This is a genomic window from Micromonospora wenchangensis, from assembly GCF_002210435.1.
In the GTDB taxonomy this organism is placed as follows: domain Bacteria; phylum Actinomycetota; class Actinomycetes; order Mycobacteriales; family Micromonosporaceae; genus Micromonospora; species Micromonospora wenchangensis.
In genome coordinates this window covers 94169-109911 of the sequence record NZ_MZMV01000004.1, presented here as the reverse complement: position 1 = coordinate 109911, position 15743 = coordinate 94169, and the positions used below count along the sequence as shown (strand labels likewise).

At 72.5% G+C, this 15743-nt stretch carries 8 protein-coding genes and 1 pseudogene; 8 read left to right on the top strand and 1 reads right to left on the bottom strand.

The genetic code is table 11. The annotated features are described in order from the left end of the window. The first annotated feature begins 6 nt into the window (after positions 1 to 6). The 7 genes and pseudogenes from B5D80_RS34735 to B5D80_RS34960 all read left to right on the top strand — a co-directional run. Positions 7 to 171, top strand: coding sequence for a lysine biosynthesis protein LysW (locus tag B5D80_RS34735; RefSeq protein ID WP_088642311.1), 165 nt, complete (start codon positions 7 to 9; stop codon positions 169 to 171). Next, positions 168 to 1187: an N-acetyl-gamma-glutamyl-phosphate reductase gene (gene argC / locus B5D80_RS03530; protein WP_088642310.1), complete on the top strand. Its 1020-nt coding sequence runs from the start codon at positions 168 to 170 to the stop codon at positions 1185 to 1187. The genes B5D80_RS34735 and argC overlap by 4 nt, the downstream gene beginning before the upstream one ends. Positions 1188 to 1194: 7 nt before the next feature. Next, positions 1195 to 2055 carry a [LysW]-aminoadipate kinase gene (locus B5D80_RS03525; protein ID WP_088642309.1) on the top strand — a complete coding sequence of 287 codons (861 nt, stop codon included), beginning with the start codon at positions 1195 to 1197 and terminating at the stop codon, positions 2053 to 2055. Positions 2056 to 2057: 2 nt separating this feature from the next. After that, a complete protein-coding gene (locus B5D80_RS03520) occupies positions 2058 to 2252 on the top strand; it encodes an MbtH family protein (RefSeq protein WP_088642308.1) in 195 nt (64 codons plus the stop codon). A gap of 75 nt (positions 2253 to 2327) precedes the next feature. Then, entirely contained in the window at positions 2328 to 9671 is a 7344-nt protein-coding gene (locus B5D80_RS03515; RefSeq protein ID WP_158224108.1) for a non-ribosomal peptide synthetase, read from the top strand. A 3-nt stretch (positions 9672 to 9674) separates the two neighbouring features. Continuing rightward, entirely contained in the window at positions 9675 to 12812 is a 3138-nt protein-coding gene (locus B5D80_RS03510) for a non-ribosomal peptide synthetase (protein WP_088642306.1), read from the top strand. Between the two features lie 62 nt (positions 12813 to 12874). Then, positions 12875 to 13067 (top strand): annotated as a pseudogene (locus tag B5D80_RS34960) (site-specific DNA-methyltransferase); the annotation flags it as partial. Between the two features lie 266 nt (positions 13068 to 13333). Here the strand turns inward: B5D80_RS34960 and B5D80_RS03505 are convergent. Beyond that, positions 13334 to 14041: a TioE family transcriptional regulator gene (locus tag B5D80_RS03505; protein WP_088642305.1), complete on the bottom strand. Its 708-nt coding sequence runs from the start codon at positions 14039 to 14041 to the stop codon at positions 13334 to 13336. 65 nt (positions 14042 to 14106) lie between these two features. On the opposite strand from B5D80_RS03505, the gene B5D80_RS03500 reads away from it, so the two are divergent. After that, complete coding sequence (locus tag B5D80_RS03500; protein ID WP_088642304.1) at positions 14107 to 15693, top strand: DUF6194 family protein; 1587 nt, start codon at positions 14107 to 14109, stop codon at positions 15691 to 15693. The last annotated feature ends 50 nt before the right edge of the window (positions 15694 to 15743 follow it).

Genomic DNA, 15743 nt, shown 5'->3' with positions numbered 1-15743 from the left:
ACCACCATGTCGGACTGTCCACAATGCACGGACGAGGTGTCGATCAGCGATTCGGCACGGCTCAACGAGATCGTCGAGTGTGCCGGCTGCCGGAACGAACTGGAGATCGTCGCCCTGAGCCCGACGGTGCTCGCGCTCGCCCCCGAGATCGAAGAGGACTGGGGCGAGTGATCCGCGTCGCTGTTGTCGGCGCGGCCGGGTTTATCGGCGGGGAACTGCTGCGACTACTCGTCGGCCACCCCGAGGTCGAGGTGACGGCCGCAGTCTCCTCCCGGTTCGCCGGCAAACGGGTCGACGGTGTCCACCCGAACCTGCGATCCGCCACCGACCTGACGTTCTGTCCGGCGGACGACGTGGACGAGTACGACACCGTCTTCCTGGCCACCCCGCACGGCGCCGCGATGGCCCAGATCGAGCGCTGGACCGGACACAGCAAGCAGGTCATCGACCTCACCGGCGACTTCCGGCTGGAGGACACCGAGGTCTTCCAGCGCTACTACCGCTCCTCGCACGTCGCGCCGCACCTGCTCGGCGAATTCGTTCCGGGGATTCCGGAGCTGCACCGGGAGCGCCTACGCGGTGCCGACCTGGTCAGCGTGCCCGGCTGCATGGCCGTGGCCGGCACGCTCTCGCTCCACCCGATCCGAGACCTGATCGGACCGGAAGCCCACCTGGACGCGCGCACCGGATCCAGCGGCTCCGGGGCCACCGCCGGCGAGGACAACCTGCACGCGTTCCGCAGCGGGGCGATGCGGGTGTTCGCGCCCACCGGACACCGGCACGAAGCGGAGATCGCCCGGCACGTCGGCGTACGGGTCACCATGACCGCGACCGGGGTCGAGGCGGTGCGGGGCGTGCAGACGGTCTGCCACGTCACCCCGAAACCCGGCGTCGACGAGAAGGCGGTACGCCGGGCGTTCCGCGAGCGGTACCGCGACGAGCCGTTCGTCCGGCTGGTCGCGCAGCACCGCGGCCGGTACCGGTACCCGGAGCCGAAGATCCTGTCGGGCTCGAACTTCTGCGACGTCGGGTTCGCATTCGACGAGGACACCGGCCGGCTGACCACCATCGCGGCGCTGGACAACCTCATGAAGGGGGGCGCCGGCAACGCGGTCCAGTGCCTGAACATCCGCATGGGCTGGCCGGAGAACCTCGGCCTGTCCTTTCCCGGCCTGCACCCCGTCTAGGAGAGCCGTGACCAGACTGCTGACGGTCGTGAAGTGCGGCGGAAACCCGGCTGTGGACTCCCGGGGCATCTGCGCCGACGTCGCCCGGCTCGTCCACCGGGGCGAGTCCGTCGTCCTGGTGCACGGCGGCTCCGGCGAGATCGCCCGGCTGGCCGGGAAGCTGGGGGTGCCGCAGCGCACCCTGGTCGCCCCGGACGGCGTGTCGGCCCGGTACACCGATCCGGCGATGCTGGAGGTCGTCGTGCTCGCGCTGGCCGGGGCGGTCAAACCGGCGATCGTCGCCGCGCTGTCCGGCCTCGGGGCGCCCGCCGTCGGCCTCACCGGACTCGACGGCGGCATGCTGCGGGCCCGCCGCAAACCGGCCGTCCGGGCGATGGTCGACGGCCGGACCGTGCTGGTGCGTGACAACCACGGCGGACAGATCGCCGCCGTTCGTACCGACCTGCTGGAGGGGCTGCTGCGGTCCGGTTTCGTACCGGTGGTGTCGCCGCCCGCGATCAACGAGCACGACCAGCCGGTGAACGTCAACGCCGACCGGGTGGCGGCGGCGCTCACGGTGGCGCTCGGCGCCGACCGGCTGGTGCTGCTGACCGGCGCGCCGGGTGTGCTCGCCGACGCCGGGGACGAGACCAGCATGCACAGCACCTACGCGGTGCCCCCGGCGGGCGCGCCCGGATCCGTCGCCGGCGGCATGGCGCTCAAACTCGTCGCCGCCCGTGAGGCCCTGGCCGGCGGGGTGACCTCGGTGCGGATCGCCGACGGACGGGTGCCCGAACCAATCAGCCGCGCTCTGGCCGGGGCCGGGACGACGGTGACCATGGCCGGTGCCCAGTCAACGGCCGACCGGTCCGCGCGAAAGGGGAACTGACGATGGACCGCACCTACCTCGTGGTCGTCAACGACGAGGAGCAGTACTCGATCTGGGACGCCAACCGTGACCTGCCGGCCGGGTGGCGGGGTGAGGGCTTCCGTGGCCCCGAGGCCGACTGCCTGGCCCACATCGAGGAGATCTGGACCGACATGCGTCCGCTGAGCCTGCGCCGCGCCATGGCGTCGGGCACCTGACCCGCGAGGCCACGAGTCAAGCCGCCACCACCAGAGGAAGCGTGCGTGATGATCCTCGATCAATTCCATTCCCGCGTGACCCAGGCGCCTGATGCGATCGCCGTACAGGATGGCGACCGGCTGCTCACCTACCTGGAGTTGGCCGGACACGCCTGCGGCCTGGCGGCCCGGCTCGCCCGGCGTGGGGTCCGACCGGGTGACGTGGTCGCCGTTCACATCGACCGGTCGGCCGAGATCGTCGTCGCCGAGCTGGCGGTGCTGCTGGCCGGCGCGGCGTACGTACCGCTCGATCCGGCCCATCCGGCCGCCCGGACCACGGAGCTGCTGGGCCTGTCCGGGGCCGCCGCCGTGATCACCAGCCCGTCGCGCCTGTCGGCCGGCGTGCAGCTCGGCGACCCCGAGGTCGTCGACCTGGCGCAGACGCCCGCCGCACGCTACGAGCCGGTCCCACGACCGGACGACGACGCGCTGGCCTACGTCATCTTCACGTCGGGATCGACGGGTCGGCCCAAGGCGGCCGCGGTACGTCACGGCAGCCTCGCGAACCTCATGCGCTGGCACGAGAGCGCCTTCGGCCTGGGCCCGGGGGACCGCACGACGCTGCTGTGCGCCCCCGGATTCGACGTCTCGGTGTGGGACACCTGGCCCACGTTGGCGGCCGGTGGCACGCTGGTGGTGCCACCGGCGGCCGTGCGCGCCTCCCCACCGGACCTGGTCGGCTGGCTGGCCGACGAGCGGATCACCGCGACCTTCCTGCCCACGCCGCTGGCCGAGGCGGTGCTCGACGTGCCGTGGCCGGCGCACACCGCGCTGCGGTGGCTGCACACCGGCGGTTCCGCGCTGCAGCGCAGCCTGCCGCCCGGTCTGCCGTTCACCCTGGTCAACGTGTACGGGCCGGCCGAGTGCACGGTGGCCGCGACGACCGCCACGGTGCCGTCGGGCGGGCCGGTGCCGCCGCCCATCGGCGTGCCCCTCGACGGCGTGCGCTGCTACGTGCTCGACGGCTCCGACGTGGTGCCTGACGGTAGTCCCGGCGAGATGTGCCTGGCCGGTGCGTGCGTAGCCCGGGGCTACCTGAACGATCCGGTTGCCACCGCGCGGTCGTTCGTGCCCGACGTAGCGGTCCCGGGTCAGCGCATGTACCGCACCGGTGACCTGGTCCGCCGCCGGCCCGACGGGACCTACGAGTACCTCGGCCGGCTCGACGACCAAGTCAAGATCCGCGGATTCCGGATCGAGCCCGGCGAGATCGCGGCCGTCCTGCGGCAGCACCCGGCCGTTCGGGAGTCCTACGTGGCCGCCCAGCGCACCGGGTGCGCGGACCCGGTGCTGCACGCCTACGTCGCCGCGGACGCCACGCCGGCCGAGCTGATCGCCTTCGTGGGGGCCCGGCTGCCCGAGTACATGGTGCCTGCGGCCGTCGTCGTACTGCCCGCGCTGCCGATGACGCCCAACGACAAGGTGGACCGGACTGCGTTGCCCGCGCCCGACCGGGTGGCCGCCGGCCTGACCGCGGTGACCGCACCGCTGCGCACGCCGACCCAGGGCGCGGTGGCCCGGATCGTGTCCGACCTGCTCGGTGGCGTGGCGGTCGGCGCCGACGACGACTTCTTCGCCCTCGGCGGCACCTCGCTGCTGGTCGGCCGGCTCGCGACCCGGATCGGCGTCGAACTCGACGCGAAGCTCAGCCTGGCCGAGCTGGCCCGCGCCCGGACGATCGCCGCGTTCGCCGACCTGGTCGACGGGCGGACCGGCCGATCCGAGGTGGCCACCGACCCGGACCTGAACTCCCCGGTCCCACCGACCCCGCCGTCGATCACCCGGGCCGACCGCGACCAGCCGATTCCCCTGTCGTTCCAGCAGCGACGGGTGTGGTTCTTCGCGCAACTGGCCCCGGACAACATCGCCTACAACTTCCAGGCCACGGTGTCGCTGCACGGCGACGTCGACACCGGCGCGCTCCGCGCCGCGCTCGACGAGATCGTGCGCCGGCACGAGATGCTGCGGACCGCCTTCGTCAGCGTCGACGGCGTCCCGGTGCAGCAGCCGGTCGCCGGCGTGTGCGCCCCCCTGCGCGTCCTGGACGTACCGCGCGAACAGGCCGACGACGTGCTCGCCGTCGAGCTGGCCCAGCCGTTCGACCTGACCAGCGCGCCGCTGGCCCGCTGGCTCCTCCTGCGCCACGGGGACGGCGAGAACACGCTGGTCCACGTCGAACACCACTTCGTCCACGACGGCTGGTCGCTCGCGGTGTTCCTGTCCGAACTGTCGGCCCTGTATCCGGCGTTCGCCGCCGGTCAGCCGTCGCCCCTGCCGGAGCTGACCATCCAGTACGCGGACTACGCGATCTGGCAGCGGGAGTGGATGGACGGCGACGTGCTCAAGGCCCACGTCAACCACTGGACCGCCCGGCTCGCCGGCGCGTCCGACCGGCTGGAGCTGCCGGCCGACCGCCCACGGCCACCGGTCATGAGCCTGCGTGGTGCGGCACCGCGGATCACCGTCCCGACCGAGTTGGCCCGCGCACTGCGCGCGTTCAGCCGGCGGCGCCGGGTGTCGCTGTTCTCGACCATGTACACCGCCTTCGCCGCCCTGCTGCACCGGTACACCGGGCAGCAGGACCTGCTGGTCGGCACCGGCATGGCCAACCGGAGCCTGCCCGAGCTCCAGCCGCTGCTCGGCATGATCGTCAACACGGTCGTCCTGCGGACCCGGCCGCACGGCCGAATGTCGTTCACCGACCTGCTCGACCAGGTCCAGGAAACCGTGCTCGACGCGCTGGCCTGGTCGGACACCCCGCTGGACACCGTGATCGACGCGATCGGGCCGGAACGCGACTCCGCGCGGCTCCCGCTGTTCCAGGTCATGTTCAGCTTCCACGACTCGGCCGTGCCCGACCTCGACTTCGGTGGGCTCACCGGTGCGGTCACCGAGCGGGCAAACGGCTCGGCCAAGGCCGACCTCAACGTCATCGTGGTGCCGCGGGGGGCGCAGCGGGCGGGCCGGGAGTCCCGGCCCGAGGACGACGACCTGCACCTGATCTGGGAGTACTCGACCGATCTGTTCGATGCGTCGACCATGTCCCGGCTGGTCGAGCACTACCTGAACCTGCTCGCCGACGCCCTGGCCCGACCGGACACCCCGATCGACGGGCTGCGGCTCATGTCCGACGACGAGTCACGGCGGCTCCAGCCCTGGAACCGTGGGCCCGGGCTGCCCGACACCGAATCGGGTGGCACGATCCCCGCACTGTTCGCGGCCCAGGTCGCGGTCCGGCCGGACGCGACGGCGCTGGTCTTCGGCGCCGGATCCATGACCTATGCGGAGCTGGACCGGCGCAGCAACGCCCTGGCCTGGCGGCTGCGCCGCCACGGGGTAGTCGCCGACGTGCCGGTCGCGGTGACGGTAGAGCGCGGCGTCGACCTCGTGGTGGCCCTGTTGGCCGTGTCGAAGGCCGGCGGCGCGTACCTGCCGATCGACGCGGACAGCCCGGCGCCCAGGGCGGCGGCCATGATCGCCGCCGCGGGCGTCCGGCTCCGGCTGGCCACCCGGGCCACCGACCGGGCCGCATTACCCGGGGTGGACACGGTGTACGTCGACGCCGAGCCCACCGGCGCCGCCGCCGAGCGCACGGCGCCGCCGGACCTGTCCCACCCGGACAGCCTGGCCTACATCAGCTTCACCTCGGGCTCGACCGGGGTACCGAAGGGTGTCGCCGTGCCACACCGCGGGGTGGCACGGCTCGTCCACGACCCGTCGTTCGCCCCGCTCGGCCCGGGCCAGCGCCTCCTGCACCTCGCCCCGGTCGCGTTCGACGCGTCCACGTGGGAACTGTGGGGTGCGCTGCTGACCGGCGCGACGGCGGTGATCGCGCCGCCCGGTCCGCTCGGGCTGCCGGAGATCGCCGCCCTGCTGCGCACCGCCGACGTGACGGTCGCGTGGCTCACCGCCGGCCTGTTCCACCAGCTTGCCGAGGCGGATCTCGAGGCCGTCGCCGGTGTCCCCGTCCTCCTGGCCGGCGGCGACGCGCTCAGCCCCACCACGGTGCGCGCCGTGCTGTCGGCCCGCGGCCGCCGGCCGCTGGTCAACGGTTACGGCCCGACCGAGAACACCACGTTCACCACGTGCCACGTCATGCACGACCCGGACCAGGTGGCGTCGACGGTGCCCATCGGCCGCCCGATCCAGGGCACCACCGTGCACCTGTTCGACGAGAGCGGTCAGCCGGTGCCGGTCGGTGTGGCCGGCGAGCTGTTCACCGGTGGGGAGGGCCTCGCCCGCGGTTATGTCGGCAACGCCTCGGCCACCGCACGGGCCTTCGTGCCCGATCCCTGCGGGTACGGCACGCGTCTGTACCGGACCGGGGACCTGGCCCGCTGGCGCGCCGACGGGACACTCGAGTTCGTCGGCCGCGCCGACGACCAGATCAAGATCCGTGGCTTCCGGGTCGAGCCCGGTGAGGTCACGTCGGTCCTGCGCACGCATCCGGACGTGGGCGACGCGGTCGTCCTGGTGGCCGGTCAGGGGGCGCAGCGGCACCTGATCGCGTACGTGACACCGGCCGACGGTGTCGACCCGGGCACCCTTCGGCCGGCCTCGTTGCGTGACTTCCTGGTCGATCGTCTGCCGGAGTACCTGGTACCCACCGGGTTCAGAGCCCTCGACCGGTTCCCGCTCAACGCCAACGGCAAGATCGACCGGGCCGCGTTGCCCGCGCCGGAGGCCCAGACCCGCGGGCCGGTCACCCCGCCGCGGGGCGGCACCGAGGAGCGGTTGGCCGACACCTGGCGGCGGCTGCTGCCCGCCCGGGGCCCGTACGACGGCGACATCGGTCGCGAGGACAGCTTCTTCGCCCTCGGCGGCAACTCGCTCCTGGCGTCGCGCCTGATGTTCCGGATCCGCGAGGTGTTCGACGTCGAGCTGCGCATGGCCACCTTCTACGAGAAGCCCACGCTCGTCGACTGTGCCGCCGCGATCGACGCCGCCCGCGACCGGGCCGCACCCGGTCCGGTACGCCCGGCCGCCATCGGCCGCCAGGACCGCCGGGCCTTCCGCGCCCCCGCCCCCGGCCCGCCGCCGGGCCGGAAGACCGCGCCGCACCTGGTCCACCTGGGCGGCGACTGGGCACTGTGGCGGACGGTCTGCCTGCGGGGGGCCGGCTTTCCGGTCCACCTACTGGCCAGCCTCGGTGCCGCCGACCTGGCCGAGGCGGCCGACGCCGTCGTGGCCGCGGGCGAGCCGGCCATGGCCGCCTACTCCGCCGAGTTCGCCGCGGCGGTGCGACGCCAGTCCGCGACCCTGCACGAGGCGGCCAGCCGGCCGGCGCTGCGAGAAGCCGTCGCCTGGCAGAACCGGCACGCGCTGACGACCGGCCTCGATCCGGTCGTCCGGCGCGGGCCGGAGCCGGCCAGGCGGGACACCAAGGCCCGCCAGCACGAGGCGCTCATCGCGAGCTACCTGCAGCGGTACTGCGCGAAGAACGACACCATCGGCTTCTTCGGCCCGGTGAACTGGTCACAGATCGACGACGGCACCGGCATCCGGATCAGGTACGACCCGGCGGGGCGGTTCCTGGCCGATCGCATCACCTACCTGGAGGGCTGGGCGGTGGCCGCGATCCTGGCCGACCACACCACCGCCCTCCGTCCCTGGCTCGTACCGCGGCGGATGCCGTTCGTCGGTCTCGACGACACCCGGCTCCGCGTGCCGCTGGCACCGCCGGTGCCGCTGACCCCGGCCGAGGCGGCGGTCCTGCGGGCCGTCGACGGTGGGCGTGACGCCGGCGCGGTCGCTGCCCTGGCACTCGCTGACGAGTCGGCCGGGCTACGTGACGTCGACGACGTTCTCGCTGTGCTGGCCCGGCTGGCCGACCAGCGTCGGCTGGCCTGGCAGGTCGAGATATCCCCGCCCGACATCCATCCGGAGCGGACCATGCGGGCGCTGCTGGCCCGGGTCACCGACGACGACGTCCGAGCGGCGGCCACCCGGGCGCTCGACGAGCTGACCGCCGCCCGGGACGAGCTGGCCGGCGCGGCCGGCGACCCGGACAGGTTGGCTGCGGCCATGGCCGGCCTGGAGGCGACGTTCACCCGCCTGGCCGGCGTCCCACCCACCCGACGGGCCGGCGAACTGTACGCCGGCCGTACGGTCGCCTACGAGGAGTGCCGACGCGCCGACACCGTGCGGCTCGGTGCCGACACCCTGGACGGGATCCGCGAGGCGCTGGCGCTGGTGCTCGACAGTGCCCGATGGTTCCTCGGCGCCTGTGCCGAGGCGTACACCGGCCACTTCGAGGCGGCCCACCGGAAGCGGGCCACCGAGCTCGGCACCGACGTCGTGCCGTTCGCCGATTTCTGGCTGCTCGTCAACGACGCCCTGTTCCACCGGGCACCGACCCTCATCCAGCCGGCGGTCACGGCGCTGCAGGAGCACTGGTCGGCGATCCTCGATCTGCCCGAGGGCTCCCGGCGGGTCCAGCTACGCTCGACCGACCTGCGGCGACGGGCCGCCAACCGGTTCCCGGCCCCACCGCGGCCGTGGCCGACGGCCGTGTTCCACAGCCCGGACCTGATGATCGCCGGAGCGGACGCCGCCGCCGGCGGGCGGTTCACCTGGGTGCTGGGCGAGGTCCACCCCAGCAGGGTCACCGCCCGCTACGGCACGTGGCTGGAGCTGCACGACGACCCGGACGGCTACCACGCGGCCATGCGGCACGACCTCGCCGGACCGGTCGTCTGGCAGGCCGAGACGGCCGAGATCGGCGGCAGCGCCACCCGGCAGGCCGGTGTGCTGGTGTCTCCGGGCGACCGGTGGCTCGTCTGGTCACACGACGCCAACGGTTACGACCCGGCCACGACCCTGGCCGTGGGTGACTGCGACGTGGTCGACTCGCCGACCGGGCTGCGGGTCCGACACCGCGACGGCACCTTCGAACGCGACCTGCTCCCGGTCCTCGGTGACCTGATCATGAGCGTGATCGTCAACAGTTTCGACCCGGTACCGCCCGCCGCCCACACGCCCCGTGTCACCATCGACGATCTCGTGGTCGGCCGGGAGCGGTGGACGTTCGCCGCTGCCGACCTCGCGTTCGCCGGAACGGCCGACGAGAGCATCCGGTACCTGCAAGCCCGGGGCTGGGCGACCGGCCACGGACTGCCCCGACACGTGTTCCTCCGGTTCACCGGCGAGCGCAAGCCGATCTACGCGGACCTGACCAGCCCGGTGTCGATCGACCTGATCTCCCGGTCGGTCCGACGCTGTCGCCACCGCGCCGGGGCCGAGGCGACGGTGACCGTCGTCGAGATGCTGCCGGAACCGGATCAGGCCTGGCTGGTCGATGCCGACGGCCAGCGTTACACCAGCGAACTGCGCCTGGTCGCAGTGGATCAGAAGACGGCTGACCAGAGTGAGGAGGGCTGAGGCGTGACCGTGTACGAGCTCCCGACGTCGTTCGCCCAGCGGCGGATGTGGCTGCTGGTCGAGATGGACCCCGACCTGCCCACGTACAACATCTCCTGGGCGGTCTGGCTGGACGGACCGCTCGACGTCGACGCGCTGCAGGGAGCCTGGGACGCGGCCCTGGCCCGGCACGAATCCCTGCGCACCACGTTTCGCCACGAGGCCGGCGTGCCCGTGCAGATCATCGACGACGAGCCGGATCCGCGACCGCTGCTGATCACCTCGGTCGAGGACCGGCCCGACGGCGAACGGGTACCTGCCGCCCGGGCGCTGATCCGCGACATGGCCGGCGTCACCTTCGATGTGGCGACCGGGCCGCTCGCCGTCGCCACCCTGGTCCGGATGTCGCCGGAAGCCCATGTCCTCGCGATCGTGGCCCACCACATCGTGGCCGACGGCTGGTCGTTCCGCGTCCTCTTCGACGAGCTGTCCACCGACTACGAGGCGATCGTCCGCGACAGCGCCCCGACCGTCGCGGAGCCGGCGATCCAGTACGCCGACTACGCCATCTGGCAGCTCGGGCACGCCGAGGACGGCGGGTACGCGCCGGCCAGCCGGTTCTGGCAGAGCGAGCTGGCCGACGCGCCGTCGGCGCTGTCGTTGCCGAACGACGAGCCGTACCCGGCCCGCCAGACCTTCGCCGGCCGGTCCAACCACACCACGCTGGACAACGGCCTGGCCGAGGCGCTCCGGCAGCTCGCGGCCCGCCAGGGCACCACGATGTTCGCCGTCCTGCTGGCCGCCTACGCGGTCGTGTTGTCCCGCCTGACCGACAGTGACGACCTGGTGATCGCGGTACCGATGGCCGCCCGGACCCGGCCGGAGACCGAGACCATGGTCGGCCTGCTGATGAACACTGTGCCGATCCGGGTCCGGATCGACCGGGACGCCACGCTCGGCGACCTGGTGCGATCCGTCCACCGCGCGACCGTACGGGCGCTGGCCCATCAGGAGCTGCCGTTCGAGCGGATGGTGGAGCTGCTGCGCCCCGACCGCGATCCGGCCCGGTTCACGCTGACCCAGGTGATGTTCGCGATGGAGGAGTCCTGGGCCGTCCCCGACCGCGGCGGGCTCCACTGGCGACCCGAGCTGGTGGAGAACGGCACGACGAAGTTCGAGATCGAGCTGACCGTCACCGAGGCGGCGGACGGCCCCCAGGTGCGGGTCAACTACCACCGCGACCTCTTCCACGACGCGACCGGCCGCCTCGTGACCGACGGCTTCCAAGCGGTCCTGCGTTGTCTCGCCGACCACCCGGACCGGGGCGTCGCCGACGCGGAGATCATGTCTTCCGATCTGTCGACCCTGGTCACCGACCGCTGGCCGGACGCCGGCCCACACCTCGACCCGGACGCGACGGCGGTGGCCAGACTGCACGCGGCATGTGACGGTCACTCGGTCGTCGTCGCCGGCAGCGACGGCGAGCTGACCGGCACTCAGGTGCGCGACCAGGCCCGGCGGACCGCCGCCGCCTTGGCCGACCGTGGCGTCGGCGCGTCCGACCGGGTGGCGATCCTGCTGCCCCGAGGTGCCCGGCTTCTGCCCACGATCCTCGGCGTCTGGTCGATAGGCGCGGCCTACATACCGCTGGACGCGATCTATCCGGAACAGCGCATCGCCATGATGCTGGCCGACGCCGAAGCGGCTGCGATCGTGGTCGACAGCGGCGTACCGGGCGCGCCGACCCTCCCGCCGACGGCGGTGCCGATACCGGTCGTCGACCTGGCCGCGCTCCCTGCCGGCCCCGAACGACCCGAGCCGGTACTCGACGGGCCGCCGTCTGCCCCGGCCGTGACCATCTTCACCTCGGGGTCGACCGGCCGGCCCAAGGCGGTCACCGTGACCCAGGGCGGTATCGCGGCGCTGCTCGACGCGGTCGGGCCGAAGCTGGCCCTCGGCCCGTGGGAGCGGTTCGTCGCCGTGTCGACGTTCGCGTTCGACATCGCCCTGGTCGAGCTGATCGCGCCGGTACTGGCCGGCGGACGCGTCGTGGTCGCCGACACCGATCAGGTCAAGGACCCGGCCCGACTGCGCGAACTGCTGATCGACAGCGGCGCGACCGCCATGCAGGCCACGCCGACCGGCTGGCGGATGCTCGTCGACGCCGGTGGCGTTCCGGACACCGTGTCGCTGCGGATGACCGCCGGGGAGCCGCTGCCCCGGGACCTCGCCGACGTGCTGGGGGCGGGCCCAGGAACGCGCGTGTGGAACCTGTACGGCCCGACCGAGACAACGGTCTACTCCGGCGGTGCGGCCGTCGCCGGATCGCCGGCCCCGATCGAGATCGGCTCGATCATCGCCGGGACCCGGCTGTACGTGCTCGACGCCCGGCAGCGGCCGGTCCCGCCCGGCGTCTTCGGGGAGGTCTGCATCGGCGGAGCCGGGGTGGCCCTCGGCTATCACGGTTCGCCCGGGATGACCGCGGCCCGCTTCCTGCCCGACCCGTTCGACCCGCGACCGGGCGCCCGCCTGTACCGGACCGGTGATGTCGGCCGGTGGCGCCGGACCGGCCGGATCGAGCTGGCGGGCCGGGTCGACCGGCAGATCAAGATCCGCGGGTACCGGATCGAGAGCGGCGAGGTCGAGGCGGCCCTACGAAGCCACCCTGACGTCGCCGAGGCCGTGGTGTCGGTGCGTGGCGGTGGTGACGACGTGCGCCTCGTCGGCTACGTCGTCACCGCGAACGGTGCCGACCAGCCGCCCGCCGGGCTCGGCGAACACCTGCGGCGGACGCTTCCCGACTACATGGTTCCGGCCGCGTACGTGGTGCTGCCCACGTTGCCGCTCACGCGCAGCGGCAAGGTCGACCACCGCAACCTGCCCGAGCCCGACTGGAACGCGTCGTCGAGCAGGGAGCGGGTCGCCCCGCGCACACCGGTCGAGGCCCGACTGGCCGCGATCATGGCAGAGTTGCTGCTGCTACCGGCACCGGTCGGCGTGCGGGACAACTTCTTCGCCCTCGGCGGGCACTCGCTGACGGCGGCCCGGTTGATGGCCCGGATCCGCGCCGACTACGGCATCGACCTACCGATCCGGACGCTGTTCTCCGATCCCACGGTCGCCGGTCTGGCCGCCACGATGGCCGCCGGTCGGCCCGGCTGACCCGATCACCGGTCCCCGCGACGCCGACCCGCCGGCTGAGCCCCCGCGCGGCCAGGGCCGTGTCCAGCGGTCCGGACAAGGGCAACCTCACACCGCGACCTGACCGGTCTCGCCGACGGATTCGCCCAGATCCTGGCCGGCTGCGCCACCCTGCTGCGCGCCGGCCACGTCCCGACCGAACGGTGCGTCGCTCTCCTCGCCGCCCGACCGTCGTTCTTCCAACTCCAACAGGGCCGCAAGGCCAGGGCCGCCGGACGCGTTGGGTCACTGACACTGGCCTGCCCCCTTGGTTCCAACCAAGGGAAACTCGTGGTCCCCCGAGTTGCGGAATTCCGGGCGTCGTCTCTCAGGCGGCTCGAATAAAGTAATCGGCGATAGTAAATGTGACGAGGTGGGCGCCGTGTTGGTTTCCGCCGCGGCCGACCTGAAGGAGAAGACGGTGGACGCAAGAATGATCGTCGCGACCGGTGCCGTATCGGCCATCATCCTGGTGGGCTGATGGCTTCACGCGTTGTTGTGCGTCAGGTCGAGGAGGACAGGTAGTCCGCGAGGCGGGCCGAGCCGGTGAGCATCGCCCGACCGCGGGCTGTGATCCGTTCGCGCCACTGGTCGATCGACGCTGCCAGCGGGCCGGGGCCGCCGGCAGCGTGGACTTGCTCGATCACGGCCGCGATGTGCTGCAGCGGGTAGCCGCCTCGGCGCAGCAGGTGGGCGAGTTCGGCGTCGCGTACGTCGTCGGCGTGGTAGGTGCGGGCGGTCCGTGACCGGGCTGGGGCCAGGATTCCGGCTCGTTCCCATTTACGCAGGGTGGCCGGGGTGACACCGAGCCGATGGGCGAGGACTCCGATCGTGATGGGCCGATCTGAGGTCAGCGTGGCCGGCGGGCCGGAGGCGAGTAGGACGACCGCTGCGGCGACTCGTTCCACGGTCTCCCGGTCGCGGTGAAGCTGTATGTGCGCGGTGTCGAGCGCGGCCAGCGCCGTCGGGAGGTCGTCGCCGAGCACGGATTTCATGATCTCCCCGGCGGCGCGGTGGCCGTATCCCGCGATGAGCGCGACGTAGGCGGTCAGCGCGCGCACGTGGTCATCGGTGTAGACCCGGTAGCCGGTGGCCGTGCGGGCGGCGGGCGGGATCGTCCCGGCCTGCTCGTAGTTGCGGACCGCCTGCGCGGACAGCCCGACTGCCCGGCCCAGATCCACCGGCCGGTACCTCGCAGTTTGAGGCTTCACGTGGCAGTCTCCGAGCAGGAATCGAGTGAAGTTTCACAGGTTGGTTCAACGATACGGTTGAGGTCATGGCTTTCGACGCCGAGTTGCTGTCCCTTGTCCGTGCCCGCCGGCCGCGCCTGCTCGCGATCGGTGAGCCCTACCACGGGGAGCCGGCGTTCCCCCGTCTGCGTAACCGGATCCTCGAAACCCTCGTCGGGCGCGGCTTCCGGTCGATCGCGATCGAATCGGACCGGGCCGCCGGCCTCGCCGTCGACGACTACGTCCAGGGTCGGCGCGACGAGGTGGACCTGAGCACCGGCATCAGTCACGGCTGGGGTGCTCACCCGGCCACCCGTGAACTGGTGGACTGGTTGCGCGAACACAACGAGAAACTGCCACCGGCAGAGCGCGTCACCTTCCATGGCTTCGACGCCCCGACCGAGATCACCGGTGCGCCGAGTCCCGGCCCGCTGCTGCGTGAGCTGTGCGAATACCTCGGCGCGGCGACGACCGATCTCGACCGCCTGGTCGGCGAGGAAGACCGCTGGAGCGCCCCGGAGATCATGTATGACGCGTCGCGTTCACCGGGCCGCTCACCGCAGGCCGCCGCGCTACGCGGCCTGGCCGAGGACCTACGATCCCAGCTGTACGCCGACGCGCCCCGTCTCATCGGCGACACCTCCGTCGAGGCTTGGAACCGAGCCAGGGTGCTCGCCACCACGGCGATCGGCCTGCTCACCTACCACGGCGCAATGGCCGAGCCGGGCACCCAGTCCCAGCGGATCGGCCGCCTGCTCGCGGCACGGGACGCGCTGATGGCGCAGAATCTGCTCGACATCCTCGCCCTGGAACGCGACCGCGGACCGGTACTGGTCTCCGCCAACAACGCCCACCTCCAGCGGCACCCGAGCCGGTGGGACACCCACTGGGATGGTCAGGACCTCGCAGCACAGTGGAACGGCGCCGGCTCGATCGTGTCGCCACTGCTCGGCGGCAGATACCTGTACGTGGCCGGCAGCCTCGGGGCGAGCGGACCGGTCGGCCTCGGCCAACCGGAAGTCGGCACCTACGAGGAACGCCTCGGCCCGCAGACCGGTGTCTTCGCACCGCCCGACGGCAGCGGCCTGCGCCCACGCGTGACGGACCTGCTCGGGTACTTCCCGCTGGACACGGCCACGATCGAGACCTGCGACGCGATCCTGCACATCGGCTCGGAACCCGGCGCGGCTGACGCGGCCCGGATCGCCGGCCGTCCCGCAGTGACCGAGACGCGGATCGAAGCCGGCTCCGAGATGCCGTCCTACACCTGGGGCGACCGGTTCTTCTTCGCCGGCGAGGACCGGATGCGGCCGTTCGCCACGATCGTCGGGCACGACGTGCCCGGTTTCGACGAACGGTCCCGGCTGTCCGGGCCCGGACGATACCGGCTCAACATCGAGGTCGGGCGCGCCGAGTTCCGCAACCTGTTCGGCTACGGGCCGGAGGAGTTCGCCGCGCACAGCGACGAACTCGACTTCACGCAGACCGACCAGCTGATGCCCCATCCCGCCTACGCCGTGCAGGGCTGGGTCTGCGTGGTCAACCCGGGCCCGGCCACCGCGGAAGAGGTGGAACGACTGCTGGATCAGGCACGTGCCCGCGCCGCTGATCGCGAGCACCGCAGGAACCGATGATCGAAGTACGCGCTGCGAGCCCGCCGGCTCCCACAGGCGTGCAGACCCGG